27 protein-coding genes, 1 tRNA gene and 1 pseudogene are annotated in these 26890 nt (G+C 64.4%); 14 read left to right on the top strand and 15 right to left on the bottom strand.

Annotated features, from left to right (window positions below; genetic code table 11):
* The first annotated feature begins 104 nt into the window (after positions 1-104).
* Positions 105-1598 carry a glutamine synthetase family protein gene (locus EL272_RS12445; protein WP_061788136.1) on the top strand — a complete coding sequence of 498 codons (1494 nt, stop codon included), beginning with the start codon at positions 105-107 and terminating at the stop codon, positions 1596-1598.
* A gap of 92 nt (positions 1599-1690) precedes the next feature.
* On the top strand, positions 1691-2263 hold the full coding sequence (locus tag EL272_RS12440) for a TetR/AcrR family transcriptional regulator (protein WP_061788135.1): 573 nt from the start codon (positions 1691-1693) through the stop codon (positions 2261-2263).
* Here EL272_RS12440 and EL272_RS12435 read toward each other — a convergent pair.
* The gene (locus EL272_RS12435) at positions 2252-3790 is read right to left on the bottom strand and encodes an MFS transporter (protein ID WP_014847559.1); all 1539 of its coding nucleotides are present in this window, start codon (positions 3788-3790) and stop codon (positions 2252-2254) included. The genes EL272_RS12440 and EL272_RS12435 overlap by 12 nt on opposite strands.
* 610 nt (positions 3791-4400) lie before the next feature.
* Here EL272_RS12435 and EL272_RS12430 point away from each other — a divergent pair.
* Complete coding sequence (locus tag EL272_RS12430; RefSeq protein WP_061788134.1) at positions 4401-4817, top strand: SdpI family protein; 417 nt, start codon at positions 4401-4403, stop codon at positions 4815-4817.
* A 325-nt stretch (positions 4818-5142) separates the two neighbouring features.
* Here EL272_RS12430 and EL272_RS12420 read toward each other — a convergent pair whose 3' ends face one another.
* Together EL272_RS12420 and EL272_RS12415 are read right to left on the bottom strand one after the other, a co-directional pair.
* The gene (locus EL272_RS12420) at positions 5143-5796 is read right to left on the bottom strand and encodes a hypothetical protein (protein WP_061788133.1); all 654 of its coding nucleotides are present in this window, start codon (positions 5794-5796) and stop codon (positions 5143-5145) included.
* A gap of 583 nt (positions 5797-6379) precedes the next feature.
* Positions 6380-8080 (bottom strand): NAD-dependent malic enzyme, encoded by a 1701-nt coding sequence (locus tag EL272_RS12415; protein ID WP_014847554.1) that lies wholly within the window; start codon positions 8078-8080, stop codon positions 6380-6382.
* Between the two features lie 480 nt (positions 8081-8560).
* Between EL272_RS12415 and EL272_RS12410 the strand changes: the two genes are divergently transcribed.
* Positions 8561-9601, top strand: a complete 1041-nt coding sequence (locus EL272_RS12410) for a glycoside hydrolase family 76 protein (protein ID WP_061788132.1) — start codon at positions 8561-8563, stop codon at positions 9599-9601.
* A gap of 9 nt (positions 9602-9610) precedes the next feature.
* Here EL272_RS12410 and EL272_RS12405 read toward each other — a convergent pair whose 3' ends face one another.
* Complete coding sequence (locus tag EL272_RS12405) at positions 9611-10627, bottom strand: alpha/beta fold hydrolase (RefSeq protein WP_244926083.1); 1017 nt, start codon at positions 10625-10627, stop codon at positions 9611-9613.
* 65 nt (positions 10628-10692) lie between these two features.
* On the opposite strand from EL272_RS12405, the gene EL272_RS12400 reads away from it, so the two are divergent.
* From EL272_RS12400 to EL272_RS12390, 3 genes are all read left to right on the top strand, one after another.
* Positions 10693-11256: a TetR/AcrR family transcriptional regulator gene (locus EL272_RS12400; protein WP_159424567.1), complete on the top strand. Its 564-nt coding sequence runs from the start codon at positions 10693-10695 to the stop codon at positions 11254-11256.
* Positions 11257-11433: 177 nt separating this feature from the next.
* Positions 11434-11640, top strand: coding sequence for a type II toxin-antitoxin system VapB family antitoxin (locus EL272_RS12395; RefSeq protein ID WP_014847550.1), 207 nt, complete (start codon positions 11434-11436; stop codon positions 11638-11640).
* The gene (locus EL272_RS12390) at positions 11637-11999 is read left to right on the top strand and encodes a type II toxin-antitoxin system VapC family toxin (protein WP_014847549.1); all 363 of its coding nucleotides are present in this window, start codon (positions 11637-11639) and stop codon (positions 11997-11999) included. Before EL272_RS12395 ends, EL272_RS12390 begins: the two co-directional genes overlap by 4 nt.
* 405 nt (positions 12000-12404) lie before the next feature.
* Here the strand turns inward: EL272_RS12390 and EL272_RS12385 are convergent, their stop codons facing one another.
* Entirely contained in the window at positions 12405-13118 is a 714-nt protein-coding gene (locus EL272_RS12385) for a uridine kinase family protein (protein ID WP_244926082.1), read from the bottom strand.
* A 393-nt stretch (positions 13119-13511) separates the two neighbouring features.
* On the opposite strand from EL272_RS12385, the gene EL272_RS12380 reads away from it, so the two are divergent.
* The gene (locus EL272_RS12380) at positions 13512-14888 is read left to right on the top strand and encodes a UTP--glucose-1-phosphate uridylyltransferase (protein ID WP_061788128.1); all 1377 of its coding nucleotides are present in this window, start codon (positions 13512-13514) and stop codon (positions 14886-14888) included.
* A gap of 2 nt (positions 14889-14890) precedes the next feature.
* Positions 14891-15235 (top strand): hypothetical protein, encoded by a 345-nt coding sequence (locus EL272_RS12375; RefSeq protein WP_061788127.1) that lies wholly within the window; start codon positions 14891-14893, stop codon positions 15233-15235.
* A 47-nt stretch (positions 15236-15282) separates the two neighbouring features.
* Here EL272_RS12375 and mscL read toward each other — a convergent pair whose 3' ends face one another.
* The 4 genes from mscL to EL272_RS12355 form a co-directional block, all read right to left on the bottom strand.
* Positions 15283-15900, bottom strand: coding sequence for a large conductance mechanosensitive channel protein MscL (mscL, locus tag EL272_RS15815; protein ID WP_234028367.1), 618 nt, complete (start codon positions 15898-15900; stop codon positions 15283-15285).
* Positions 15901-15934: 34 nt separating this feature from the next.
* On the bottom strand, positions 15935-16549 hold the full coding sequence (locus EL272_RS12365) for an SAF domain-containing protein (protein WP_014847542.1): 615 nt from the start codon (positions 16547-16549) through the stop codon (positions 15935-15937).
* Positions 16550-16617: 68 nt separating this feature from the next.
* Positions 16618-16887 carry an FmdB family zinc ribbon protein gene (locus EL272_RS12360; protein WP_014847541.1) on the bottom strand — a complete coding sequence of 90 codons (270 nt, stop codon included), beginning with the start codon at positions 16885-16887 and terminating at the stop codon, positions 16618-16620.
* 31 nt (positions 16888-16918) lie between these two features.
* Positions 16919-17494 (bottom strand): 5-formyltetrahydrofolate cyclo-ligase, encoded by a 576-nt coding sequence (locus EL272_RS12355; protein ID WP_061788126.1) that lies wholly within the window; start codon positions 17492-17494, stop codon positions 16919-16921.
* A gap of 44 nt (positions 17495-17538) precedes the next feature.
* Here EL272_RS12355 and EL272_RS12350 point away from each other — a divergent pair, with 44 nt between their 5' ends.
* The 3 genes from EL272_RS12350 (at position 17539) to EL272_RS12340 (ending at position 19768) form a co-directional block, all read left to right on the top strand.
* The gene (locus EL272_RS12350) at positions 17539-18801 is read left to right on the top strand and encodes a molybdopterin molybdotransferase MoeA (protein ID WP_014847539.1); all 1263 of its coding nucleotides are present in this window, start codon (positions 17539-17541) and stop codon (positions 18799-18801) included.
* Positions 18802-18877: 76 nt separating this feature from the next.
* Complete coding sequence (locus EL272_RS12345) at positions 18878-19645, top strand: hypothetical protein (RefSeq protein ID WP_126409450.1); 768 nt, start codon at positions 18878-18880, stop codon at positions 19643-19645.
* Between the two features lie 47 nt (positions 19646-19692).
* A tRNA-Ala gene (locus tag EL272_RS12340) sits at positions 19693-19768 on the top strand.
* A 608-nt stretch (positions 19769-20376) separates the two neighbouring features.
* Here the strand turns inward: EL272_RS12340 and EL272_RS15810 are convergent.
* A complete protein-coding gene (locus tag EL272_RS15810; RefSeq protein ID WP_244926081.1) occupies positions 20377-20532 on the bottom strand; it encodes a hypothetical protein in 156 nt (51 codons plus the stop codon).
* Between the two features lie 147 nt (positions 20533-20679).
* On the opposite strand from EL272_RS15810, the gene EL272_RS12335 reads away from it, so the two are divergent.
* Positions 20680-21519: a restriction endonuclease gene (locus EL272_RS12335; protein ID WP_244926080.1), complete on the top strand. Its 840-nt coding sequence runs from the start codon at positions 20680-20682 to the stop codon at positions 21517-21519.
* A 636-nt stretch (positions 21520-22155) separates the two neighbouring features.
* Positions 22156-22284 (top strand): DUF6112 family protein, encoded by a 129-nt coding sequence (locus EL272_RS15805; RefSeq protein ID WP_244926157.1) that lies wholly within the window; start codon positions 22156-22158, stop codon positions 22282-22284.
* 62 nt (positions 22285-22346) lie between these two features.
* Here EL272_RS15805 and EL272_RS12330 read toward each other — a convergent pair whose 3' ends face one another.
* From EL272_RS12330 to EL272_RS12310, 5 genes and pseudogenes are all read right to left on the bottom strand, one after another.
* Complete coding sequence (locus tag EL272_RS12330) at positions 22347-23369, bottom strand: S66 family peptidase (RefSeq protein ID WP_061788124.1); 1023 nt, start codon at positions 23367-23369, stop codon at positions 22347-22349.
* Positions 23370-23462: 93 nt separating this feature from the next.
* Complete coding sequence (locus EL272_RS12325; protein ID WP_244926079.1) at positions 23463-23720, bottom strand: VOC family protein; 258 nt, start codon at positions 23718-23720, stop codon at positions 23463-23465.
* 115 nt (positions 23721-23835) lie between these two features.
* Positions 23836-24228, bottom strand: a pseudogene (locus EL272_RS12320) (transposase family protein); the annotation flags it as partial.
* Positions 24159-24548, bottom strand: coding sequence for a helix-turn-helix domain-containing protein (locus EL272_RS16090; RefSeq protein ID WP_110644296.1), 390 nt, complete (start codon positions 24546-24548; stop codon positions 24159-24161). The gene EL272_RS16090 and the pseudogene EL272_RS12320, both read right to left, overlap by 70 nt.
* A gap of 316 nt (positions 24549-24864) precedes the next feature.
* Positions 24865-25497 carry a transposase gene (locus EL272_RS12310; RefSeq protein ID WP_244926078.1) on the bottom strand — a complete coding sequence of 211 codons (633 nt, stop codon included), beginning with the start codon at positions 25495-25497 and terminating at the stop codon, positions 24865-24867.
* Positions 25498-26890 lie beyond the last annotated feature (1393 nt).

The following is a 26890-nucleotide window of genomic DNA, read 5'->3' as shown; positions in this document are numbered from 1 at the left end:
CTGCGCAACCGGGCAAGCTCCGGTTAACGGGCTCCGGGGTGGCTGTGCCATAACATGTCTGAAACAGTTGAGACAACTGGGACAACTCGAAGAGGAGGACCCCTATGACGGAGATCGATGCCCTTTCCTTGAACCCCAACCCGCTGGTTCGTGCGCTCGGAAAGCAATCGCACGAGTTCACTCGCGCCGACATCATCCACTTCGTTGCCGAGCAGGGCATTCCCATGCTCAACCTGCGATACCTCGGCGGCGACGGGCGGCTGAAGGTGCTGAACTTCGCGATCCAGTCGGCCGACCACCTGAACAGGATCCTGACGATGGGAGAACGGGTCGACGGGTCGTCGCTGTTCGACTTCGTCGACGCCGCCAGTTCCGACCTCTACGTGGTGCCGCAGTTGCGCACCGCGTTCCTGAACCCCTTCTCGGAGCTGCCCACCCTCGACATCATGTGCGGCTTCTACGACGTGGAGGGCAACCCCCTCGCCAGCTCCCCGCAGCAGATCCTCCGCAAGGCCCAGCAGGCCCTCGAGGACGAGACCGGTTGCCGGCTGGAGGCCCTCGGAGAGTTGGAGTACTACCTGTTCTCGCCCGCCGAGGAACTGTTCCCCGTCGAACCCCAGCGCGGCTACCACGAGGCCGGGCCGTTCTCGAAATGGGAGGCGGTGCGCGTCGAGTCCTTGGCCCACCTGGCGCGGATGGGCTGTTCCGTCAAGTACGCCCACTCCGAGGTCGGGAACTTCATCGCCGACGGTCTCCAGATGGTGCAGCAGGAAATCGAGTTCCTTCCCACCGACGTCACCCGCGCGGCCGACGAGATGGCCTTGGCGAAGTGGGTGGTGCGGCGGGTGGCGCATTCCCATGGCATCGAGGTGTCGTTCTCGCCGAAGATCGTCGTCGGGCAGGCTGGCTCGGGGATGCATTTCCACACCCGCTTGATGAAGGATGGCGTCAACCAGTTCTCGGAGGGCGCAGGGCTCACCGACGTGGCGCGTCGCGTCGTCGGTGGCTATCTGTCGCACGCCGCTTCCCTCACGGCCTTCGGCAACCCGGTCCCCACGTCCTTCCTGCGACTCGTCCCACACCAGGAGGCCCCCACCGCCATCTGCTGGGGCGACCGCAACCGTTCCGTGCTGGTGCGGGTGCCGCTCGGCTGGCAGAACCTCGACGACCGCATGTTCCGCGACGCCAACCCGCAGGAGGGTCCTGCCGGGGAACTTCCCAACGATTCCCAGACCGTCGAGCTCAGGTCCCCCGACGGCGCAGCCAACATTCACCTGCTGCTGGCGGGCCTCACCGTCGCCGCCAGGATCGGGCTGAGCGACCCGGCGATGCTGGACTACGCGACGGCCCGTTACGTCAGCGGCGATGCCTCCAAGCACGAGGGCCTCGACCAGCTGCCTTCCTCCTGCGCCGCTGCCGCTCGTTGTCTGCTGGACCAGCGGGCCGACTACGAGGCCCAGGGTGTCTTCCCACCCGGCCTGATCGACGCCTGGGCCGAGCAGCTGTTCGCTCTCGAGGACGAGAACCTGCGTGAGGAGCTCGCGGCCGACCGGGTTCTGGTGGAGGACCTGGTGGCGCGGTACTTCCACATCGGATGACGACCTCCTCGCCGGGAGGATTTTCCCGTGGGTCGGAACGGGGTGCGTCCGCTCCGACCCGCGCCCTCCGGGGCTTCCAGTAGGGTGATCCCATGACCCGGGACGGCCACCGCACCCGCAACGCCGAACGCACCCGCGTGGCGGTGCTCAAGGCCGCAGCCGAGGTGTTGGCTGAGCGGGGAACGGGCGCTTCGCTGTCCCGGATCGCCGAGGTGGCGGGGGTGTCCAAGAGCGGCCTGCTGCACCACTTCGCGAATCGGAAACAGCTCATCGTCGCCCTCCTTGAGGACGTGGTGACCACCTTCCGTCAGGCCGTGATGCAGCACCTCGACGCCTCGGACGAGCGTCCTGGGAGGTTGATGCGCGCCTACGTCAGGGCGCTCTGCACGGGATCGGAGGATGTGCTGAGGTACTTTTCCCCGACCCCGGTGTGGGCGGGGGTCCTCGATTTCCCGGAGGCCATTGAGGTCGCGGAACGGGATTCCACGTGGTGGGCCGAGAGCCTGGCGGCCGACGGTCTGTCCCCGCAGCGGGTCCTGGTGGTGCGCCGCGCCGCCGAGGGGCTCGCGATGGCTGTCTGCTACGGCGAGGAGACGCAGGCCAGCCTGGCCGAGGGCAGGCAACTGCTGCTGTCCCTGACCGAGGGGGGCGGGCTACCGGACTGAGCGTTCCATGTCGGTCCGGGGCGTCCCCTCGGGGACGGCTTCCTCGCCCGATGGGGTGGTGCGGGGGATGGTGAACCAGGCTAGGACGGCGGTTGCCGCCAGCAGGACCGCGGCCATCACCGAGGTCCACTGCATGGCCGTGGTGAAGGCATGCCGCGCTCCGGGCAGGGCGGCATCGGTGGGATCCAGCAGGGAGACCGCGGAGGCCAGCGACTCACGGATCACGGGATCGGTGCCGGACGGCAGGGCCGCGCGGTACAGGGCGGTGTGGACGGAACCGAGGAGCGCGATCCCCAGGGCCGTGCCGAGCTCGTAGGCGGTCTCGGCTATCGACGACGCCGCCCCGGCGCGTTCTGTAGGCACCGCCCCGACGATGGCGTCGGTGTTGAGGGTCATCGACAATCCGATGCCGAAACCCACCAGCGCGAAGGCGACGACGATCCCTGCCAACCCCGTCGCGGATTCGGCAAAAGCCAGGATCACCAGGCCGACGCTGCCCAACCCCAGCCCGGCGCTGATCGCACCACCGGTCCCGAGTTTGCGGACCGCGATCCCCGTGAACGCGACCACCACGATCGCGGCTGCTGTTCCCGAGAGTTCCAGCAGCCCGGTCTGGAACGGGCTGAGTCCGCGCACGAGCTGAAGGTACTGGGAGAAGAAGAACAGCAGCCCGACGAAGGCGAAGATGGTCACGGTGTCGGCGGTCACGGCTGCGGTGAAGGAGCGGTTGCGGAACAGGGAGATGTCGATCAGCGGAGTGGTGAGGGTGCGCTGCCGGCGCAGGAACCACCAGCCCGTCGCCGTCCCAAGAGCGAGGGCGACCGCCGCGGTGACGGTGAAACCGGCGGAGAAAATCTCCTTGACGGCCTGCACCAGCGAGATGATGGCCACCATCGACAACACCGCCGACAGCAGGTCGATCCGTCCCTTCCCGGGGTTGCGCGACTCCGGCAGCAGCCACAACCCGCCCGCGACCACCGCGACCATGACGGGAACGTTGATGAGGAAGACGCTGCCCCACGGGAAGCGCTCCAGGAGCGCCCCACCGACGATCGGCCCGATGGCGGCGCCAGCCGTCGCGCCCGCCGACCAGATGGCGATGGCCCGCGTCCGCTGCTGCTGGTCGGGAAACACCGAACGGATGAGGGCCAGCGTCGACGGCATGATCGTCGCGCCGCTGACCCCCAGCAGGGCCCGAGCCGCGATCAGCAGTTCGGGGGAGGTGGCGAACGCCGCCAGCAGCGACGACAGCCCGAACCCGACCGAACCGATCATCAGGAGGCGTTTGCGACCGATGCGGTCGGCGAGGTTGCCCATCACCACGAGCAGGCCCGACAGGGTGAACGAGTAGATGTCGCCTATCCACAGGATCTGCGACGCGCTCGGCGCCAGGTCGGCGGTCAGGGCGGGGATGGCCAGGGTCAGCACGGTGCCGTCGATTGCCAGCAGCATGACGGCCAGGGTGAGGATGCCGAGGGCAGCCCAGGAACGGCCGGTAGCGGTGCGAGGACCGCAGGAATTGGTCATACCGACACCTTACCGACCAAATGGTCGGTAATAAACTCGTGGGTTCCGGAGTGGTGGTGTGGGCTGGGTTGACCGCTGCTCCACGATGCCCCGGCGACCGTTCGGTCGCCGGGGCATCGCTGTGTGGGAATCGGGTGGCCCTGGCCCCAGTGGGGTCGGGGCCACCCTGGGCCCGGGGCTGGCCCCCGGACCTCCGGGCGGGAAGGGAAGGCGACGGGGTGGGGCGGGGGCTCGAATCATTCAAATCCGATGCGCGTCCCGGAGGTCATTTCCCCGTTTCTTCAAAAGCGGGCGCCCGGTGCCCGATAGTATATCCCCGAGAGGTGGACGGATCTTTTCGACCCCCTCTTGAGGTGAAGAAAGTAATACGAGGGCGCTCCGACTGAACTTTAGTTACTATACGAAAGTTCGGCTCGGTGTGTCCGGTGGCTTCCGGGTCTGTTCGTGCGATGGATCTGACGCTTCGTGAATGCACGTTTCTCGCCTCCATGTTGATCTAGTAAAATTATCAACTACCGCCGACCGGAGGTCCGCCGGGCTTGGTTCGAGAGTCCTCTCCGGGCGGGTCAGTCGTCGGTAACCGCCTGTTGGTGGCCTAGGAGGAGATACGGTGAATCTGGGAGAAGAATCGGTAATCGTGTGGTGGGTCCCCCGGATCATCATGGCCGGGGGCATGATCATGTGCGGTTGGATTCTGATTTTCCTGGGTCGTCTCGCCCGCACCGGGAAATACGGGCGCGATGATGCAGCGGGCATTCGAACGGCCAACACCCTGGCTAGCGAAGAGGCCTGGAAGGTGGGCCATATCCGGGCTTCCAGGGCCATCCAGGTGGCAGGGGTGGTCTTCTACATCTCCGCGGCGTGGGTGGTGATTCCCTACTTCTCCTACTACACCGCATCAATAGGTTTCTGCTTGATTGCCATAAGCGCCTTCGCAGTCATCGGGTACGCCATCTTCGTCGCAGACCGGGCGGCCGCGGAGTTGCTTCGCGAGAAGGCTGAGGCGGAGGAGGAACAGGATCTGTAGGCTTCCGGTCGTGAGCGACCACGAAACCCCCGGGAGGCCGGGTGGGGCCACACGTTCTCTCCCCGCCCTGCGGCGCTGCCCGGTGCGCCTTCGACCCGGCCGGCCTCCCGGCGCATGACCGAGCGGTGGGATGCTCGCCGCGGCTTCCCGGTTCCACGTGACGTCGCCCGGCTGTTGTCCGGTTCCCGGCACCCGCATCCGTCGGTTCTACGAACGAATGGGTTTCCCCCCACTCGAGGAAACCCACTTGTGGGGCGAGGGCACCCCCTGCTTGATAATGGTCAAGCCACTCACCGGTTGGACCCCTACAACAGGAGCTGACTGATCAGAACATGGCCGTACCGTCGCGGTTCATGAAGGCCCCGTGACCGGTGTTGGTGTCCCAGCAGGTCAGGCCGTTCTGCTCGGAGGCGCACACGTAGTTCTCGTGGTAGACGACCGTCCCGTACGGCAGCACCTGCGGTGCCGGATCCGTTCCCAGGAAGTAGGGGGCGTCGCCCTTCGACTGAATCTGGTTGAACGAACCGTCGAGGGGAACCCACCACTTCGTCCCGCCCTCGTCGCTGCCGTAGGGCTGCGACTGCTGATAGTTGAGGACACCGCAGCCGGCGTAGGAGGCGGACAGGTCGCAGCCAATGTTGTTCGACGGGGTCTTTATCACCGCGATCCCGGACGGGTTCACCGAGGTGACGGGGGTGGCGTTCGCGGGTTTGGAGCCGCCCGCGCCCGCGTAGGCACCCGCCGGGACCTGCACCTGCGAGGCGGAGGGCGACGGTGTGTCGGTTGGGGTTGGTTTCTTCGACGAACTGTTCTTCGAGGGGCGGGACGTGGGGAGCTTGATTTCGGCCGCTCCGGCGCTGGTCTGGGGGTTCGTGGGGGCGTTTGCCTCCTGCTGGTCCTTGGAACCACAACCCGACAGAAGAGCAGCCGATACCAGCAAAGCCGTGACCGCTGAGGCAGAACGTCGGGGGAGGGACATGGGCATCTCCTGCCTGGGGGTGATGTGAACATGACCAGACTGCCACGAAACGAACCCGCGGTACAGGGTGGGATCCCAGCGATCGCGTCGGAGTTGAGGAGGACGGAAGTCGCGGGATCGGTCAGAGGACGGCTACCCCGCCACAACGCCACGAGGGCCCGGCGCGCTCCGGGGGATTCACCTGCCCCGTCTCAGAAGGTGTCCGCCCCGTCACGATTCATGAAGGCGCCGTGCCCGGTTTCGGTGTTCCAACAGGTCAGCCCGTTCTCCTCGGAGGCGCACACGTATTTCTCGTAATGGAAGCGGGGACACCGTGTTTTCTTGTGATTTGTGATGGCCCACCAAATGGTGTGAGCGAATAATACTCCCGATTCAACTGTGACTGCGGGTTTGAGCATGTCGGCTGACCGGATCGGGGATACCGGTGTGCGGGCACACCGACCCGCGGAACGTACGAGGCCGAGGGTTTCGTGCGATGGCTAATGGCCCGCTGTTTCAAGGAACTCGCCGCGCAGGAGGCGGGCGGTGCCGAGAGTGAGGACGTTCGCGGCTCAAGTCGAACCGCGAACGTCCCGAGTGCGGGTTACACGATGCGCAGTTCCGGGTACTCCGGTTTCCACATGCGCTCGTAGATGTCCTGGATCGGGTTGGTCAAAGGACGCCGGGCCAGGCCCTGGGACTCGGCGGTCTCCGCGACCGCTTTCGCCACCGTCGCCGCGACCATCCGGAGGTCGCGCATGGTCGGCAGCAACGACGCCCCCGGCTGGTGTTCGTTGACGAGCCCGGCCAACGCCTGGGCTGCCGCGTAGATCATCTCCTCGCTGACCAGCCTGGCCTGCACCACCGACACGCCCAGCCCCAGGCCCGGGAAGATGAGGGCGTTGTTGGCCTGCGCGATCGTGTGGTGGACGGAACCGCGACGCACCGGCTCGAATGGGCTGCCCGTCGCGATCAGGGCCTTGCCGTCGGTCCAGTCGAGCAGGTCCGAGGGGCGGGCCTCGCAGCGGTCGGTGGGGTTGGACAGCGGCATGATCACCGGTCGTTCGCAGTACGAGTGCATCTCCCGCACCACTTCCTCCGAGAATGCCCCGCCGCGCGCGGAGGTGCCGATGAGGATGGTGGGCTGGGCGTTCCGGATGGTCTCCAGGAGGTTCACGCGATGCGGATCTGCCACGTCCCAGCCGTCGATCTCGGAGCGAGGCCGCGCGTAGGGCTTCTGGAACTCCCGCGTTCCGGGGCTGTCCTCGATGATCAATCCGTTGTGGTTGAAGGCGTAGAACTGGCCCGGATCACGACCTGCCGCGCTGAGCGCACCTTGGATCATGTCGGCGATCCCGATGCCCGCGGTCCCGGCCCCGTAGATCACGAACCGGTGCCTGCGCAGCGGGATCCCGGTACGCCTCACAGCAGCGATCGCGGCGGCCAGGACGACGGCGGCGGTGCCCTGGATGTCGTCGTTGAAGGTGCAGATCTCCTTGGCGTAACGCTGCAGGATGCGATGGGCGTTGGCGACGCCGAAGTCCTCCCAGTGGATCATCGCGTTGGGGAACAGCTCGGTGACCACCCGCACGAAACGGTCGATGAACTCGTCGTACTGCTCGCCACGGACCCGGGCGTGACGCTCCCCCAGGTAGCGGTCGCTGTGCAGCAACCCCAGGTTGTCGGTGCCGACGTCCAGGACGACGGGAATGGCGCGCTGCGGGTGGATGCCCGCGGCGGCCGTGTACAACCCCAGCTTCCCGATGGCGATCTGGATACCGCCGATCCCTTGGTCGCCGATACCGAGGATCCCCTCGGAGTCGGTGACCACCACCAGGTCGACGTTCTCGGGGGTCAGTTCGAAGTTGCGCAGCGACTCCTCGATGCGTTCGGGATGGTCGATGGACAAGAACACGCCCCGGGTGCCGACGTACTCGTGGCTGAACCTCTCGATGGCTTCCCCGATGGTTGGGGTGTAGACGATGGGGAGCATCTCCTCCAGGTGCTCGCTGACCAGCCGGTAGTACAGCACCTCATTTCGGTCCCGCAGCTGCGACAGGTAGATGAACTTCGACAGGGGGGAGGGGCAGCGGCTGAACTGGCCGTAGGTGCGCTGCAGCTGCTCCTCGATGCTGGAGACCCGGTTCGTCAGCAGCCCCGCCAGGTTGAGCTGTTCCCGCTCGGCGTCGGTGAATGCGGTGCCCCGATTCGACACCGGGTTGGTCAGCACCAGCCGGCCTCGGGAACTGATTTCCAGGATGGTTTTCCGTGAACCGGTGTCCAGTTTGAATCCCGACTGCTGCATGTCGACGCGCCTCTCGCCCTTTGTTGTCTCAATTGTCCAGGAACCCGGGGAAACGCTGACCGGGCGGCTCCGAGCGAGGGCGTCCCGAGGGGGATGGGGCGGTGCCCCGGCATCTGTCCTTCAAACCGGAACGTTTCGGCCGGAATGTCGGGGCGCCGGGCCGCCCGCTCCCGGGTGCCACGGCCAGGACCTGATCAGTCAGTGTTTCCCGGGAATCAATCTACCGGGGCGGAGCCGCCTGTGAGGCTGATGGGTGGAAGGGATTGAATCGCGGACACCGCCCCCGCACGGAGTCGCCCGGGTGGGCCGGTTCCGTTCCGTGGAACCGGCCACCACGGCATTTCGTTGAAATTGCAAGAAACTGGTCCGGGCGACAATCCGGCTGCGATAGTTGTCGCTCTGGTGAACCGTCGGACCACCTGACCGGGCCTCGCTGGTTAACTGGGCCATGACCATCCCCGTGGGGAACAGGAGGATGAAATGCAGATCGGTAGCCCCGCCGAGCGCGCCGCGCTGGCGGAACACGCGGTCAGGATCCGGAGCATCAGGCGTCTCTGGGCGATTCCCGGGACCCGTCTCGGGGTGGTTTCCCATCCGGCCAGGCCACCCCACCGGCTGCTCCTGGGGTGGCAGTACTGGTGGCAGGCTCACCTGTTCGACTGCATCGTCGACGCCCAACTGCGCGACCCTGGGCCGGAGCGGGCCGGGCTGGCTCAGAGGGTGGTGCGCGCCAGCCTGATCCGCAACGGTTTCAGGCGCACGAACAGCTACTACGACGACATGGCCTGGTGGGGGCTCGCCCTCCAGCGCGGCAATGACGTCTTCGGCACCTCGGTCAGCGTCGCGCCCATAATCCGGGCCTGCCGCGGTGCCATCCGGGCCGAGGGCGTGGTGCCTTGGCGGATCGGCGACGACTTCCTCAACGCGCCCGCCAACGGGCCGGTGGCCATCATGCTGGCCCGCGCCGGGTATCGCGACGAGGCGGCGCGGATCACCGACTGGATCGCCAGGAATCTGATGCTCGGCAGCGGCCTGGTGGCCGACGGAGTGGTGGTCTCGCAGGAGGGGTCGCGGCTCGACGCCACCGTCTACACCTACTGCCAAGGGGTGGTGCTGGGCGCGGAACTGGAGGTGATGGGGGCGGAGTCCCCGCGCCGGATCGCGGACCTGGTCTCCGCCATCTGGCGGCACCTCACCGATCCCGACGGGGTGATCGCGGGCCAGGGTGGGGGCGACGGGGGTTTGTTCGCCGGGATTCTCGCCCGCTACCTGACGCTCGTGGCCAACCGGTTCGAGGACAGCGACGACACCCGCCAGTTAGCAGCGCACATGGTGCGATCCTCCGCGGAAGCGGCGTGGCGCAACGCTGTCAGGAACGCGGACGGGCTGCCGAGCTTCGGGCCCGAGTGGAACCAGCCCGCCCAGACCCCCGGGCGGAGCCACTGGGTCACGGAACGCGACCTGTCGGTGCAGCTCTCGGGCTGGATGCTCATGGAGGCGGCAGCGGCCCTGCCCGCATAACCATCGCCCTCATGGGCGCTCGTGGCGGTTCATGAAATCGAGGACCGCGGCCCCGGCCTTTTCCGGTTCCTCCAGGGGCAGCGAGTGCGTCGCACCCTCCCAGAGGCTCGCCTCCACCTCTGGCACCAGCTTCTCGGCGCGGCGCACCGCGTCCGGGGGATCGGACAGGATGGAGCTGTTTCCAGCCATCGCCACGTACACCGGGATGCCCAGGGAACCGAGCTGGGTGTCGGTGAACCGTGGTGGGAGGTCGCGGGCGGAGGAGTATCCCTTGGTTCCCGCGTCGATCATGCGGGCCAGGGGGTCGTTGTGATCGATGGCCTCGTTGCCGCCGATCCGCGCCAGGGCGGCGTCGCGCCACGACTGCGGTAGCAGCGGGATCGAGGCGGGGATGGCCAGCAGGTAGACCTCCCATTTCAGGGAGGAGAAGGTCTGCACCGGGTCGAACAGGCTCAGCGAGACCGTCTGCTCGGGATGCCGCAGGGCGAAGTCGGTGGCCAGCCAGCCGCCGAAGGAATGCCCGACGACGTGCACGGGTGGGGCCCCGATCGCGGTGAGGGCCTCGCTTATCCAGCCGGCGTTCGCATCGGGGGCTTTCAGTGGCACCGACTGGTTGCTGAGTCCCGCGTCCCCCAGGGCGTCGACGGCGTAGACGGGGCGTTCGCGGGTCAGGACCGGCAGGAGAACGCGCCACATCGGAATGCCCGCTCCCCACCCCGGCAGCAGCAGGATGGGCGTTTTGGTTGATCCTTCCGGCCCCGGGAACAAGGTGGCGTGCACCGTGCCCCAGGAGGTCGCGACATCCCACTCCTGCGCCGCGGGCATGCCCGCCATCACCTCCCGGTAGGCGGCGAGGTAGGTCTCGCGGGCCGATGCACTGCGCCACTGCCCGACCCTCGGACCGCCGCGCGTGGCCAGCAGGAAAGCGTTCGCGACAAGCGATACGACCAGGGTCAGGATCAGCAACCGACGGCGCTTCCGGCGTGGGGGGCGTGGCGTGGGTTCCGGGGAAACTTCTGCGACCATGGCAATACGTTTGCACTGTTTCCTTGGCAATGCAAGTGCATCGTCAAAACCTCTATGCTTGTCCCGTGCCGAAATTGGTGGATCACGACGTGCGACGCCGGGAGATAGCGCAGGCGGTGTGGGCCGTCATCGCCGAGCGGGGGATCGAGGGCGTGACCCTGCGTTCCGTCGCCGCCGAGGCCGGGGTTTCCGTGGGTCGCATCCAGCACTACTACGCCTCGCGGGAGGAACTCGTCCGCGACAGCTGCCGGGAACTCCTGAAGGCCGCGACCCAGCGGTTCGAGGCCGTCGACGACACCACCCCCGTGGAAAAACTGCGCCGGCTCGTCCTGGGGCGGATCCCGGCCACCCCTGAGTTCGCCATCGGGACCTCGATCTGGCTGGCCTACGAGGCCAAGAGCGTCGACGACCCCGTGATCGCCGAACTGGTGCAGCGGGGCCACGCGGGGGGAGTGCAGGAGGCGGCAGCGCTGCTTAGTGAATGCGGAGTCGCCGACGCCTCCGCCGTCGCCCTGCGTCTCATGGCGACGGCCGAGGGGTTGGCCATCCGGGTTCTGGTCGGCGGCCTGGAACCCCGGGGGGCCACCGAGCTGCTGGAAAACCTGATTGCCGAGGTGCTGCCCGGTTGAATCAGCGGGCCCCGGGCCGCCGGGCGATGTCCGCGGGTCGCGCGCATCCGCGGTCCTCGTCAAGGTGACGAAAAATCTGATGGCCCGGGTGTGTGGTTCGATCAAGGCTCGGAACACGGCGGCAACGCCATCGTGGGCATCAGCTGATGCTACGTTTGATGCCGGAGAGGACGACTCATGAGAACCACCGTTACCCTGGACGACGACTTGGTGGCACGCGCCCAGGAACTGACCGGCGTCAAGGAACGTTCCGTCCTGCTCCGTGAGGGCCTCGAGACGCTGATTCGCGTCGAGAGCGCCCGCCGCTTGGCCGCGCTCGGCGGCACCGAACCGGAGGCGCAGATATCGTCGCGGACCCGGGACCTCGGGGACCTCGCGAAGTGATCCTCGTCGACACCTCCGTCTGGATCGACCACTTCCGTCGCAGCGACCTGCGTCTGGTGCGCCTGCTGCGCGGAGACGAGGCAGGCTGCCACGCCATGGTCATCGGGGAGCTGTCGCTGAGTTCCATGCCCGCCCGCACGGTGCGGATGTCATACCTGTCGAACCTGTACCGGTTCCCCAGCCTCCACGACGACGAACTGCTGCACCTCGTCGAGACCAGACGGTTGTGGGGTCGCGGCCTCAGCCTGGTTGACGTCAACCTCATCGGCTCCGTCCTGGTGGTCCCGGGGGCCTGCCTGTGGACCCGCGACAAACGCCTCCGGGCGGTCGCCAAGGAGCTGGAGATCGCCTTCGAGTGAGAGCCGGGCAGCTGGTTGAGTCGGAACTGTGGTGACTGGGATCGGGCCGGCCTGCCGGATGCCAGTGGTTTCGACCCAGCCGTTCGCTGGCGCTCACGTGCTGGCTCAACCGGCTTCAGGGAAGGGCGTTCATGCGCTGTCCCCGGCTTTGCTTTTTCGAAGTTGGTTGAGCCGGGCCGCGACGAAGGAGCAGCTCGTGTCGAAACCATGGTGAGGGTGCACGGGGAACCAAGCCCTTCAGGCCGGAGGTGGCGAGTACCTCGATTTCCCGTGGGTTCCGCCCTCCGTGGTTTGCATGGGTTTCATCTCACGCAACCGGAAAACCAGCCATGAGGTACCGCGGCCGGTAATTGTGGTCTGACCGGCTGTTCCAACCTCCCGGCGAGATGGGCCGTACCTCTCATGTCAGGGGGTGGATGGCCCATTCCAGGCCACTTCCCCGGCGCCCAGTCCCGGGAGGGTGACACCGCACAGGATGACGTCCGCACGCTCCCAGGGCCGGTCCTCGGCGAAGAATGCTCGCTCAGCGGCCATCCAGTGGTGCCAGAACCGCACGGATTCCACCGCATCGCCGTTGACTCCCTCGGCGATGTCCCGGCGAAGGCCTCGCTCCTGCGCCACGTCATCGGCGGTCTGGACCCACAGGTGCGCATCGAGCAGCGGGGTGGCGGCGCGCATACCGGCGCCGGTGCCCTCCACCAGCACCGTCGTCGTCCCGGGTGGAATCACGATGTGGCCCTCGCGGCCATGAGCCCGCCACGCGGGTGGGGTCAGGGTTAACGCGCCCGTCGCATGGAGCTGCTCCAGTGCGTCGATCAGAACGTGATCCCACTGGAACAGTGGTTCATTCCAGGCCAGGTCATCGGTGTGCAGGACACCGGTCTTGGGTATGACTCGTTGCAGGAGTGCCGCCAGCGTGGTCTTGCCAGATCCGCCCCGGCCATCGATGGCAATGATCCTGGGGCGGCCCGGCGGGACTTCCCGTAGCGAGAGCAGGTAGCGGACCAATGTGTCCTGGTCCGTTGCCCACCAATCAGTGGCTGGCGGTTCCCCCGGCTGAAGCGCGACATCTGGCAGTGCGGCGACGCGGTGCCCCGGCGTGGCTGGTGGCCGGTTCACAGGGTGACGCTTTCTGGTGTTGGGGTGGTGGCGATGGCCTGGAGTGCAACCAGGTGAGCCTCCCAGGAGGCTACGCCGGGGTGGGTGTGGTCGGTCATGGTCTTCTCCTCTGACCGGTGCAGTCATGCCGGCAAGTATTCTTTAGAATAACGATTACTCGCAGGCCTCGGGCTGTGACTGGGTTGTGGGCTTGTTGCCGGCGGCCTTCAGAACATGCCCTGTCGATGCGAGGGCTTTGGGATGGGTGCGATGGGTCCTCGCCAGCTACCTCCCGACATCTCACGTAACGGTTGCAATGGTGAGGAACCAGATCGCCCGATCCAGTGGGCAGCAGCCAGACATGACGCACCCGGACACCTAGGATGGTCCTGTAACCCAGAACGGAGGTCAGCAGTGTCACAGCAGGGTTTGGAAGCCGCCCTTTGCAAGATGAGGGAGGCAGGGGTGGATGGCAGCGCGATTGGGGTGTTCTCGCACTATTACCGCCTACTGGAATCGGGGGAGACCGGGTTGATCCGGGAGGAGAGCATCGAACCTCTGCTCGACCCGCCGATGCTGGATGACATCGAGGTAAGCGACGGCGAGGCCCGCGAAGCGATCGGCGCCACCGTCATGATCAAGCTCAACGGCGGGCTCGGCACGTCGATGGGGCTGGACAGGGCCAAGAACCTCCTCGAGGTGCGTGACGGCCTGAACTTCCTGGACCTCATCGTGCGACAGGTGCGGGCAGCCCGGCGTGACTGGGACGCCCCGCTGCCGCTGTTGTTCATGAACTCCTTCCGCACCGATGCCGACACCCTGGCCCACCTGGAACGTTACCCCGACCTTCCCGTCGACGACCTGCCGCTTAGTTTTCTGCAGAACCAGGAACCGAAACTCAGGGCGGACGACCTTACCCCGGTGGAGTGGCCGAAGGATCCGTCGCTGGAGTGGTGCCCACCCGGCCACGGCGACCTCTACACCGCTCTGTGGGGACAGAACCTGTTGCAACGCCTCATCGAGAAGGGTTTCCGCTACGCCTGTATCTCCAACGGAGACAACCTCGGGGCCACCCCGAATGCCCGCCTGGCGGGCTGGTTCGCCTCGTCCGGTGCCCCCTACGCCGCCGAACTGTGCCGCCGCACCGTCAACGACCGCAAGGGTGGGCACCTGGCCGTCCGCAAACGCGACGGGCAGCTCATCCTCCGCGACACCGCTCAGACCGCACCCGAGGAGATGGACTACTTCACCGACGAGCACCGGCACCCGTTCTTCCACACCAACAACTTGTGGTTCGACCTGCAACGCCTGTTCGACACCATTCGCGAACGCGACGCGGTGCTCGGCCTGCCGATGATCCGCAACGAGAAGACGGTCGACCCGGCCGATCCCGACTCGCCCAAGGTCATTCAGGTGGAGACTGCGATGGGGGCGGCGATCGAGGTGTTCCCGGGGGCCACCGCCATCTGTGTCGGCCGTGACCGGTTCCAGCCCGTCAAGACCACCAACGAACTGCTGCTGCTGCGCTCCGACGTCTACGACCTCGACGAGAACGGGCATCTCGTGGCGCGCTCCGCCACGCCCGGGATCAGCCTGGATTCCAGGTACTACAAGACCATCCAGAAGTTCGATGCCCGCATCCCGCAGCCCCCGTCGCTGCGCGGGGCCGAGAGCCTCCGGGTCGAGGGTGACTGGAGTTTCGAGCCGGGCGTGAAGGTGGTGGGTTCCGTCGACCTGCCCGACGAGGGGACGCCACGGGTCGTTCCCGCCGGCACCGTGCTGGGCGCCTGAGATTGGCCGACGAGGCGGTGGAGCTCGCCCGGGCGTTGACGGGCGAGACTCTACCGGTCGCCGGCGACGCGGCCGACCTGGCAGCCGAACTGACCCGGCTCGGCTGGGACGTCGAACGGCTGACCGTGCTGCGGGAGGAGCGGATGCGTCGGCGGCTTCCCTGGCCCTTCCCGGTGGACCTGGAGGTTCGTAGGGAACTGGGGTTTGCGCGCTTCGATGCGTTACTGGCCCGGGTGAGAAATGAACTGGGCCTGGCCGGGACTAGGTCCCGGGCGCAGGCCCCGGTGCGTCCGCTCAGCGCCGACGAGCGTCGGCTGCTGGCGGATCGGCCGCCCCACTGGGGGTGAATGCTCGCCGAAGCTCTTCCACCCAGCGGAGCGGCACGTCGTTGGAATCAGCCGCGGCTGCGGAGCAGGTCGCGGATCTCGGTGAGCAGCTCCTCGGAGCTGGGGCCCTTCTCCTCTTCCTTCTTCGGGAAGAAACGATCGCGCAGCACGTTGTACGGCTTCACCACGCAGAAGTAGACGACGGCTGCGGTGATCAGAAAGGTGATCGTCGCATTGATGAACAGGCCGATATTGACATCGAAGAGGGTCACTCCGGAGAAGTCCGGCTGGCCGCCGATCTTGCCGATGAAGCCCATGAGAACGGCGGTGAACTCCTTGACCACCGCGGAGAAAACGGTACCGATGATGACTGCGACGGCAAGCTCGACGAGATTGCCCCGCATGATGAATTCCTTGAAACCCTTCAACTGCATTCCTCCTGTGCCCGGCCCGTGGATGGCTGGGAAGCGGCCCGGAGTCTGGGGATTCAGGCCCGGGTGGCCCTCTTTATCGGGGACCGGACTCACTCTATGCAGATCGCGTCGGGCAAAGCCAGTGTTCCCGGCCCCAAACGCCGTTTGAAGGCGGATTCTGGCCAATCGGATGACGCCACCGGCGCCGAAGCGTCTTCTTCGGGACAGGGACAATCGTAAATCCGGGGTTTCCGGGCCCTTGGGATTCGTCATCGCGGGGGCCAATTGGAACGGGTTTCCAAGGTCTCTAGGACTCGTTTCCGAGGATCACCGTCAGCTTTCCCTGCTGTCCCAGAGCGGAAACCTCGGGGCCGACCGCCGCGGGAACGTCCACCAAGATGAGGGGTTTGGCACCGCCACTCGGATTCAACAGAGTCCCTTCCGGTTTGCCGGGCATGGCGGAGACCCGGGCGTCAGCGGTGATCACCTGCCCCGAATCGGCAAGTACCAGCGTGATCGGGGTGCCGGGGGACATCAACGACCTCAGAGAGTTGTCGCGGATCAGAACCGGCACCAGAGACCGCCCCTCAGCCAGCGACGGCGATGCCGCGAGCATCCCGGGCTGAAGCACGGTGCCCGTCTCCAGCCCGAAGCCCAAGGTTTGGCCAACGCACTCCCCGGGGTCCGGGAACCGCTGCCCGGGGAGCGCGTCGGAGGGTAGTCGTGCGACCTTCAGGTCGTCGCTCTTCAGCACCGTCCCCGCGGCCACGGAACGGGCCAGGACCACCACCGGGACCCGGTCTTGGTCATTAGGGGACAGGTGGGCCACCATCGCAAAGGCGCCGAGGCCCGCCAACAGGGCAGCGACGGCGCGTCGATGCCAGCTCAGGAAGCGCCCAAGGCGCCTGATGAAACTCTCCACATCCTCGTTATGGGCGGAAAAGGTCCCCGCGGATCACTTTTCCACACCCCGAATCGCTGCGGATCCCCTCAGGACGCGGCCTTGGCGGTTTCCGTGGACTTGGCCGGGGCCGAATCCGTCTTGGTCTCCGAGCCGGACGCTGGTTTGGACGCGGAGGTCGACCTGCGGGAGTCCGTCGCGTAGAAACCGGAACCCTTGAACACCACGCCGACGGCGCTGTAGACCTTCCGCAGGTCGCCACTGCAAGCCGGACATGTGGTCAGGGCAGGGTCGGAGAACTTCTGGACGGCCTCGAGTTCCTTACCGCAGGCCGTGCAACGGTACTGATAGGTGGGCATTCACGCTCCCGCTTCGGTGGACAAACGCGAATCAGGATACGCTCCCCGCCCCGAGACGGGTGAATCCGTTCTCCGTGACCACGGCGTCGACGGGAAGATCGTGCGGTTCGCTGGGCAGCGCCGGCAGCACCTCGTCGGCGTTCGCCAGTGCCCAGACGGGTGTCCCGGGGCGGCAATGCCGGAGCGCCCGGTCGTACCATCCGCCCCCCATGCCCAGCCGGGAGCCGTCACGGGAAACCGCCAGGCACGGCACCACGACCACGTCCGCCTGTCCCAGGGCCTCGATTCCCATGCCTGGGCCGGTGGGTTCGGGAATGCCCGCCCAACCGGGACGGAGTTCGTCGGTGGCCCAGGCCCAGTCCGGTTCCCGGGACAGCTTCGGGAGCAGCACCTGCCAGCCCCGCCTGCGCAGCTCCTCGATGGCGGCCAGGGTGTCGGGTTCGTGCCGCCGTGAGGCGTAGATGGCGATTACCCCGGGATCCGGTAGCTGGCCCAGAAGCGCTTCGAGGCGGGGTGTGTCGAGTTTCCGCCAGCCGGTCTCGTCCAGCGCCCTGCGTCGCGCGGTGATGGTTTCTCGCAGCGCGCCCTTCTCATGTGTGAAATCCATTGGCCTATCGTAGAAACATGGCGCTTTTCGGTCGCAGGAAGCATGTGGAAGAGGAACCTCAGATTGTGGAGGAGATCCCCGTTCCGACCCTTCCTCCGCCGCCCGAGCCGGATCTCAACGGGCTGCGCCGCGTCCAGGACCACGTCGAGTACCTGCTTGAACTCGTCGAACCTCTCAAACCGTTCGGCATGTCGGTGCTGGAGGCGTGGAATCAGGTGATCTGCGAGGACATCGACTCCATGATCAACGTTCCGCCGAACTCGACGAGCAAGGTGGCGGGTTATGCCGTGCGCGCCGCCGACCTGTGGGACAACGACCAGCTGGTGGAGTCGCTCCAGCTCGTCACCGGGACGGAACACCTCGGGGTGGGGCAGGCCGTGCCCGTAGACGTCGGTTCGGTGGTTCCGCGCGGCACCACCGCGGTCCTGCCCTACTCCTACGCGACGATCGTGGGGGAGCGCATCGAGATCATCCAGGAAGTGGCGGAGGGCGAGTACCTGCGGGCGGCGGGCGAACACCTCGCGGTTGGGGACCGGCTGCTCTCCGAGGGGGAGGTACTCACCGACCGCAGCGTCGGGATGCTGGCCGCCGCGGGCATAGACAAGGTGCTGGTGCGGCCCAGGCCGCGCGTGGTGGTGGTCAGCTCCGGCGCGGACCTGGTGGAACCGGGGGAGAGCGTCGGCTACGGCGAGTCCACGGACGCCAACTCTTTCCTGATCTCCGCCGCCGCCCGGGCGGCCGGGGCGACGGTCTTCCGGGTGGCCGTGCACTCCAACGACAAACAGGAACTGAAACAGGCCATCACCGATCAGCTGATCCGCGCGGACCTGGTCATCTCCACCACCGGGGGGCGCCGCGAGGAGTACGAGGCGGTGGCCGAGGCCATGTCGGAACTGGGGCTGGTGGACGCCGTCGAGGTGGCGATGTCACCAGGACGCACCCAGACCTTCGGTTTGATCGGTGAGGAACGCGTTCCGATGGTGATGCTGCCCGGAAACCCAGTGTCGGCCTACGTGTCCTTCCAGGTGTTCGTGTGGCCGCTGCTGCGGCGCCTCATGGGCGCCGACGTGCGTCGCAAACCCGTCAGGGCCATAGCCAGGACCACGATGCGCTCGATCTGGGGGCAGCGGCACCTGCTACGCGCCGAGGTCATCGACGACGGGCGGCTGCGCACCGCCACCCGGATCAGCGACCCTTTTGCCATGGCGGAACTGGGCCGCGCAAACGCTTTGATCGTTTTGGACGAGGACACCGAGCTGGTGCGCCCTGGAGAAGCCGTTCAATGCTGGCTCCTGGACAAATCCTGAGTTTTTTTCAGGTTTCTCGGCGGGTCGGCGGCGTGCCGCGGAGGCGAATCACGCCGGTGTTGTTTAACGTGTGATCGTGCTCGCGGGAATTGTCATCAGTGTGTTGGTCTTGGCCGTCCTGGCCTTCGGCCTGCCCTGGCTGTCAGTGCACAGGGACGACATCGACGCCCTTGACGGGGACCCGGCGGAACGTTTCTCCGGTTCCATGCGGATCCTGCGTGAGAACACCATCGCCGACTACGACGAGGACGAGCCTCCCGTCGAGGTCTCCACGCCCCTGACCCGCAGGGCCGAGCTCACCGAACTGCGCCTGATGGCGCGTGCGGCGGCCATGCGGCGGCGCCGCATGGTCACGGTGCTCGGGGTGATTACCCTGCTGTGCCTGGGCCTCAGCGTCTTCAACATCGTGCCCGGCTGGGCCGTCGCGATCCCCGTCGTCGCGCTGGTGGCGTTCCTGGTCTCCGCTCGGGCCGGTGTGAAGCAGATGCACCGCCGTTTCGACGAGAAGGCCGCCCAGGTCAAGGCGGGCTACACCGACGGCGAGTCCACCTCGATGATGAAGGCCGTCGAGGAGGAGGAAACCTCCCGCGAGTTCTCCGTCGACCTGACCGCACCCGAGACGACCGGCCCGCTGTGGGACCCGATCCCCGTGATCGCCCCCACCTACGTCTCGAAGCCGCTCGTGCCGCGGACCGTCCGCACCATCGACCTGTCGGCCCCCGTCACCAACACGGTCATCATCCCAACCGCCGACCGCCTGGAGGGGCCGAAGCCGCGACGGGCCGCCCCGGCCGACTGGGACATGGAGGAGGAGAGCCACTGGCCCAGGGCCGTGGGGCAGTGACGATTTGCCACACCGCCGGATGCTGGTGCTACCATCGTCCGGTACTCGGGGCTATGGCGCAGCTGGTAGCGCGTCTCGTTCGCAATGAGAAGGTCAGGGGTTCGAATCCCCTTAGCTCCACCACAAGCGACTTACACGAAACATCACCCAAGTGAATGTGGGTGCCGCCCTCTAGGAGATCCTCCTGGAGGGCGTTTTAGTTGCCGGGGAGTCGGGAGGTAACGCTGAGGTGGGTGGCTGTTACGAAGGTAGCCGTTGGGTACAGCGAGGTCGATGGTGTTTGTGGTTTTGGTCGTGCTGGTGTGGTTGGGGATGGGGTGGCAGTGGCGTCGACGACTAGGAGTCCCTCCAGCTGAATAGGCAGCCCAGAAGGCGGTCGCGGGCCCTAGGTGCTATACCCTGTCGGCCATACGGTTGGTAGCGTTGCCTCACCACGGGAAGAGACAAGCAGATGTCGCCCTGCGCGCCCATAGGGTGCCGTGCCTCAGGCAAACAGCCCATAACTTTCGAGTCCCTGCCGGAATGCATCGCAGAAATAAGTGCTCTGACGCGGAACGAACTCGACCCCTGCCTGACGCCTGCGGCTGGTGATGGAGGACAACTGCAACGCGGTTAACTGACCCACTGGAGTGCGTTCGCCTATATAGAAGGGGCGGACGTGTTGTTTCTAACGAAGTCCAGGCGCGGCCTTGGTGTGATGACTTCGGGATCCCGTGTGTCACACCCTTGTCTCAGCCGCTAAAATGACGCGCAGCATCGGCACGGTAGCCGATCTTGATGGAGAGGCCGACAATGGGGTTCGAGGAAGCGATCAGCGCAATCGCCAAGAAGGTTGAAGATTTCAGTGCGACGCTGGAAACGGAAGAGGCGACGAAGACCGCAGTCATCATGCCATTCATCGCGCAAGTTCTCGGATACGATGTTTTTGACCCTTCGGAGGTCATCCCGGAGTTCACCGCTGACGTGGGAACTAAGAAGGGTGAGAAGATCGATTACGCGATTCAGCGCGATGGACAGGTTCAGATGCTCATCGAGTGCAAAAAATCGGCACCCCGCTCGACATCAACCACGCTTCGCAGCTGTTCCGCTACTTCCACGTGTCGAACGCACGTATCGGTGTACTAACGAACGGGCAGCTCTGGTGCTTCTTCACCGACCTGGACCGTCCGAACCGCATGGACGAGCGGCCCTTCCTGCAACTTGACTTGGCGGATGTGGATCCGCACACGCTGCCCGAGCTGAAGAAACTCACCAAACCCGCCTTCGATCTCGATTCCGTCCTGAGCGCCGCCGAGGAGCTCAAGTACGTCTCGAGTTTGAAGCGCGAGATCGGGAGGCTGTTCAAGGAGCCGAGCGAGGACTTCGAGCGACTGCTGATCTCACACGTCTACGAACGCTCCGCTACCGTCAAGGTGAAAGAGTTCTTCCGGCCCCTCATCGCGAAAGCGTGCGCCCAGTGGCTCGGGGATCAGGTCAACGAACGCTTGAAGAACGCGCTTCAAGGGCAAGCCCCCGTGATCCCCGCTGCGGCCCCGGTGGAGGAACCGGAAGACTCCGGGGCGCAGGAGCAACATCCTGATGGTGTCGAGACCACCTTGGAGGAGTTGGAGGGCTACAACATCGTCCGGGCCATTGCCGTGGCCGAGATCGAGCCCGAGAGAATCGTCATGCGAGACACGAAGTCCTACTGCGGTGTTCTCGTTGACGACAACAACCGTAAACCTCTTTGCCGTCTGTGGTTCAATGCTGCCTCGGTGAAATACCTTGGCCTGTTTGACAAAGACAAGAAAGAGGCCAGGCATCCTATCGACAAGCCGACGGACATCTACAAATTTGCTGACCAGATCCGAGAAGCGGCAAAACGTTTCCGCTGATCATCTCGTAAACATCTTCCTTGGCTGGCATACTTTCCGTATGGCGTAAGCTCCGTGGGGGCATGGCCTGATAGTCAGCTGAGTAAATTTACGGGAGAGACGGTCGACGAGTCTCGGCTCGTCTTCGACGCCGTTGCCCGAGGCCGTGCTGCTCCTAGGAAAAGCGGCCAGTCTTGGGTGAGGTCCTATGCGGCCTAGACTCCTGCGAGGTTTGTTCACGGGCGAGGTGTCGATCAGCAAAGAGGCTTATTCATAGGGGCGCTTTGACTTTCCCTAACTAATGCTTTGCCCCAAGGAGGTGGGGACGGCTTGTTCGATCTGAGACAATTCAAACTGTCTCGTCGCAAAGAATCTCAAGAGAGACAAGCCGCTGCCGTGGACATTACCATACGCCTTGACCGCGACTGGGCCCGATTAACTTGTGCGACCAGACCGTAAGACTTCGCCACCTCACTGATCGTGCAGGGGTTTCTCGGCGACCCCCGACACGACCTGTTGTTTGAATTCTTCGCTGTATTTTGGTGCTGACATAATACAGAGTTATGCCTCACAAGTTCGATTAAATCTGTTTTTCGTCGCTGCCCACGAAACGCGTAGCACTCCACTCGCTATGCTCATCAGCGCCATCGCCGAGCCATCGCAACCGCCCACGGCAACCACACCACCGCCACCAAAGCCCACGCCGGCCTCCTCGTCGCCCTCGGCACAGCCACCCTCGCCGGCGCCGGCATCAACTGGCTCATCAATCTTGGCGACCAGCTCTAGACACCACCAGGGTTACTCCGCTGAACGCTGTCAGCACACTGCGCGGCAGAAGAGGACGTGGTTCAGGCGAGGGTCTGGTGGATCATGCTGGAGGCGCTGTCGTGCTCGACGACGGCCATGGCCCCGTTGACCAGGGGCATGTAGGGTGCCCAGTGGCCGCAGTCGACACCGCCGATGATCGGGACGCCGAGCGGTGTGAGGGCGTCGAGGACTGCGTCTTTCTGGGTGAGGCCCGGGATGTTGGGTGCGTAGGTGCGGCCGACGAGGATGGCATTGGCTTGGTCGAAGAAGCCGTTGAGACGCATCCCGTGGAGGCTGCGGGCGATGCAGCCAGCGTTTTCACTGGCGGCCTCGACATAGACGAGGAGGCCCTCGCTATCGGTGGCGAGGCTCGTGGTGTCGAGGTAGGAGGTTCCGGCGAGGTGGGCGATGGTGTCGATGCAACCGCCGATGAGACGGCCTTTCACGGCGAGGTCCTGGTCGGGCTGGTCCCAGCGTTCCCAGCGGGATGGGGTTTCCAGTTCGTAGGTGTCCACCTCGGGGTGTTCGACGTAGTCGACGAAGCTCTGGCGATGGGCGTTGGGTGAGATCTGGGTGAATGTGGTGCCGGTGGGCATGGTGATGATGTCGAGCCAGTCCACCAGTCCGTCCGGCGCCGTGTAGGGCGTGTCCATGAGGTTGTTGCCGTGGATGGTGGCCCACCCGGCCCGCAGGGTCAGGGGTGCCAGAAGGGTGGAGATGTCGGAGAAGCCGACCACCCAGGTGGGCTCAGCGGCTGCGATGGCGTCCCAGTCCAGGTGCGGGATCAGGTCGATGCAGGTCTCACCGCCCCACGGTGGAACGATTGCCTGGATCTCGGGATCGAGCAGCATTGCCTGGAACTCGGCGGCGCGCTGGGCGACGGGTGCGCTAACGTGCCCATCGCCGTTCATGCACTCCCCGACCCGAGTTTGCAAACCGTGCTGGTGGATCGCCTGCAGAGCGGCGTCGACGCGAGGCTGCAACACGCCGGACGCACCGGATGAAGGACTCGTGATACCGACAAGCGATCCGTGAGCCAGCGGTGGCGGGAAGCGCAGATCCATGGCCCAATTCTACTCATACGCGTTGAAATGCTCGGCCGCACATGAGCATGATGAGATGCTCGCGAACGCGATGGTCGCGGCAGATGCGGATGTTCAGCCGATCATGAGTTCGATGGCGCGTAGGGCGAGGTGGTTGAGGCCAGCGTGGGTTCGTTCCAGGGGTCCGGAGATGTCGGGTGACTGTTCCAGTACGAGGTAGACGCCGCTGGGATGCTGCCAGATGCGTCCGGTTGGCCGAGCGGGATCGTGATCCAGGGTCCAGCCGAGAGTGGCGAAGAGCCAGTCGAAGGACGGCGTTGCGGCTTCCACGTCGCTTGTCCAGAGTTCGATGTGGTGCACAGCGTTCCTCATGTCATCGCCACAGACGTGCGGTCCCGTCGAGCTTCGCTGCAGTTTCTAGCTTTAAAGGAAGTAGGCCCGAGGGTGTCAGATGGTTTGTGTAAAAGGGGTTGGGATGATCTAGGCGTTATTCACGGGGTTGATTGTGGGTGTATGTTCTGAGGATTTTCAGGTTGGTGACGAGGTGGATGATTCCGGGGAGTTCTTTGAGGCGTCCGTGGTAGCCGTGTGACAGGATTCTCCAGGTTTTCAGTTGTGCGATGCAGTGTTCGACGTTGACGCGGATTCGGGCGATGGCAGTGTTGAAGTCTTTGTCGTGGCTGGTGCGGGACTGGTTGGGCAGCTTCTTGATCGGGGCGATGGCGGTGGTGGCGATGTAGGCGGTGTCGGCGATCCATGTGGCGTCGGAGGAGTCGAGGAGGTCTTGCCAACCGCACAGGTTGATGGCCTTCAAGTCATGTCGGGATCCCGGCACCAGGTCAAAGACGGCGATGAGGTCACCGCGGTCGGTGGAGGCGACCTGGACATTGAGGCACTGGACCTTGCGTTTCCCGGAGTAGTTGTGGCTGTTGCTCGCTGGCTGGGCGGTTCCCGGTAGGGGGCATGGGTGCCGTCAATGAGGATGAGGTGCCCTTGCTGGATCGCCTCGGCGAGTCCGCCCGGGAGGAAGAGCAGGACTGCTTCGAGGAGGACGGTGATACGTCGCCAGATCCTGGAGATCGTGGGCTGAGAGACTCCCAGGAGGTCGGCGACCACCATCCGGGGCAGGTTCTGGCGAAGGATCAGCAGGCAGGCCACCACCTGGTCCCGCAGGGGGATACGGCATCTGGACAGATCCATCCCTCGACCCTCGATCACATCGGCGGCACGGCAGGTGATCTCGTCAAATGTTTTCTCGCAAAGCCCCGTTGTAGACTGGTAACGTATCGACTGCTTTCATGATTGGTTTATGTTGCAACTCAATCGTTTCATGAAGCAGTCGATGTTCTTTGTGTTACTGGCGGCGTTTCACCGAGAAAAAAACCCTCGTGAATAACGTGTTAAGATAGGGCAAGCTGCCCTCACGTCCCCCTTGGGTAAAGCGTTAGTTAAGGAAAATCAAAACACCCCTATGGATAAGCTTTAGTAACTGAGATTTGCTTTCTTGGAGGCTTAGTCAGAATGTGTTTCTGTAGAATTCGAGTGCGGCTACTGTGGTGATTGTTTCTGGGAATGTTGTGAAGGGTCTGCGGTAGTCGGTGTGGAGAATTCTCCAGGTTTTGAGGTTGGCGATGACTCGTTCGATCATGTAGCGTATCGCGTTTACTGACTTGTTGAACCTTTTTTCTTCTTCTGTGTGTTGTTGTTTCGGTTGGGTTCGGATGGGGGTGATCATGCCGAGTCCGATGTATCCTTTGTCGCCGATGAGTTGCCCGGTGGTGATGTGGTCGAGTAGGCCGGTTTCTTTGAGTGCGTGTGCGTCATGGGTGCGGCCGGGCATCGGGTCGGAGATGAAGGCGAGCCGTCCTGTCAGGTCGCATGCAACCTGGACGTTGACGCCGGTGGTTTTGTGTTTGCCGGAGTACAGTTCTGGCATGGTGCGCCATGACCAGGTCGGCAGTAGGGTGCCATCGACGATGAGTGGTTCGCTGGGGTCGAGGTCGTCGACCATGGGGGTGCAGTCCTGCAGGGCCTGTCCCAGGATGGGCATCCAGGATGCGATGGTTCGAGAGATCGTTTTCTGGGAGACGTGGAACTGGTCGGCAATCGATGCTTGTGTGCGGTTGGATCGCAGATAGATCAAGGCCACAACAACACACTTGTACAGTCCTAGTGTGGGTTTCCGTCCTGCCCGGGAGGCTGGCGCCTCGCGGAGGTCATGGATGCGTGCGACAAGATCGGTGATCTGTTCGCTGCTAAGACCTGTGCTAGAGCACATGGGAAGGCTCAACTTTCGATTGACTGTGTTGGTACTATCAATTATTCAGGAAGTTGAGCCTTCCTCGCGCATACCGACACGCACAACACGTCAATTAACTATTGCAGCCACCGATTCTGACTAAGCCTCTTGGCACATGCCTTTACTGAAGGTGGGATGGATTTATGATAGATGAGGTTGCATCTGACCCTGGTTCCGAAAATCAAAACAGGAACTGGTGGCAACATTTCGGAAACTGGATCTCCGAGCATGGCGATGAACATGGATTTATTGAGACTTATTCACGGACCCCTTTGGCTGTACGCTGACCAAGGGTTTTGCTAGCGGATACGTCGCCTGTGGATAAGCCTCATTCTTGGCGGTTTTGTATTCGTGGGACTAATTGCTGGATTTATTTTACGAGAATGTTTAAGTGTTCGACACTCCGATAAGATTCCATTGACGATTGGGTTTATTTCATATTTTGTTACTATCGCTGGTCTTGGTGTCACTAATATTTTTCAACCTGATAAAAGTAAACACTATAGCGTTGCTGCGCAGGCGGCATGTGCATTTATCACAGCTTTTTCCTTGGGCTGAGTGCTGTGGTGCTTGTTTGGTCTAGCCCGCCGCAGACTTGCTGATAGTTCTACGACAGGTTTCGGAGCACTCGTTCTTCCTTAGTTCGTCCCCCTCCCGTCTCCTCCCACACTCCGCTTCACTGTCTCCCGACAGTGCCATCGCACACTGGAGGGCAAGGAAGGGGAGACTAGTGGCAACACCAGCAGATCACGCCGAGAAGAACAGCACACCTTCAACCGCCAGCTGCCCAGCTTGGTGCATTGGCCACGATGCCGGCGCACCAGACAAGCCAGACAACCATCTCCACGAAGCCACCCCAGCCCTCGTGTCTTGCATTGCCCTGGAAGTGCACTACCGATGAGGTTGGCACCATTCACCATCACCCCACCGCCACCGAACTCACCCTGGTGTGCTACCAGTACCTTTACGACAGCGACACCTGACTCTACATCGGCGACGACGCCCAGGGCTTAGACATCACGCTGGAAAGGGCTCGGCGGCTGGTGAGGGTGGTGTATGAGGTCATGGCGTTGGTGACGTGTGCTGGGATGCGGGTGGCAGGAGTCTGGTTGCGGCAGGCGGTATGTGGTCGATGAGGGAGGAAGGGGCTGCGGTTGGCTGAGCGGTGTCTCTGCTGGTGATGGGTGAGTCGCTTGCCAGTGGTTCTCTGCCTGCTGCTGCTCATGCGGTGCCGGGCCCGGGA

Source organism: Arachnia propionica (genome assembly GCF_900637725.1).
In the GTDB taxonomy this organism is placed as follows: domain Bacteria; phylum Actinomycetota; class Actinomycetes; order Propionibacteriales; family Propionibacteriaceae; genus Arachnia; species Arachnia propionica.
Note: the sequence above shows the minus strand (reverse complement) of the source record. Positions and strands in the feature narration are given on the sequence as shown.

Coding starts and splice junctions, on each gene's coding strand:
- EL272_RS12445 (WP_061788136.1), top strand. CDS start 105: ATGACGGAGATCGATGCCCTTTCCTTGAACCCCAACCCGCTGGTTCGT.
- EL272_RS12440 (WP_061788135.1), top strand. CDS start 1,691: ATGACCCGGGACGGCCACCGCACCCGCAACGCCGAACGCACCCGCGTG.
- EL272_RS12435 (WP_014847559.1), bottom strand. CDS start 3,790: ATGACCAATTCCTGCGGTCCTCGCACCGCTACCGGCCGTTCCTGGGCT.
- EL272_RS12420 (WP_061788133.1), bottom strand. CDS start 5,796: ATGTCCCTCCCCCGACGTTCTGCCTCAGCGGTCACGGCTTTGCTGGTA.
- EL272_RS12415 (WP_014847554.1), bottom strand. CDS start 8,080: ATGCAGCAGTCGGGATTCAAACTGGACACCGGTTCACGGAAAACCATC.
- EL272_RS12410 (WP_061788132.1), top strand. CDS start 8,561: ATGCAGATCGGTAGCCCCGCCGAGCGCGCCGCGCTGGCGGAACACGCG.
- EL272_RS12405 (WP_244926083.1), bottom strand. CDS start 10,627: ATGGTCGCAGAAGTTTCCCCGGAACCCACGCCACGCCCCCCACGCCGG.
- EL272_RS12395 (WP_014847550.1), top strand. CDS start 11,434: ATGAGAACCACCGTTACCCTGGACGACGACTTGGTGGCACGCGCCCAG.
- mscL (WP_234028367.1), bottom strand. CDS start 15,900: ATGACGAATCCCAAGGGCCCGGAAACCCCGGATTTACGATTGTCCCTG.
- EL272_RS12360 (WP_014847541.1), bottom strand. CDS start 16,887: ATGCCCACCTATCAGTACCGTTGCACGGCCTGCGGTAAGGAACTCGAG.
- EL272_RS12355 (WP_061788126.1), bottom strand. CDS start 17,494: ATGGATTTCACACATGAGAAGGGCGCGCTGCGAGAAACCATCACCGCG.
- EL272_RS15810 (WP_244926081.1), bottom strand. CDS start 20,532: ATGACTGCGGTCTTCGTCGCCTCTTCCGTTTCCAGCGTCGCACTGAAA.
- EL272_RS12330 (WP_061788124.1), bottom strand. CDS start 23,369: ATGGATCTGCGCTTCCCGCCACCGCTGGCTCACGGATCGCTTGTCGGT.
- EL272_RS12325 (WP_244926079.1), bottom strand. CDS start 23,720: ATGAGGAACGCTGTGCACCACATCGAACTCTGGACAAGCGACGTGGAA.
- EL272_RS16090 (WP_110644296.1), bottom strand. CDS start 24,548: ATGGATCTGTCCAGATGCCGTATCCCCCTGCGGGACCAGGTGGTGGCC.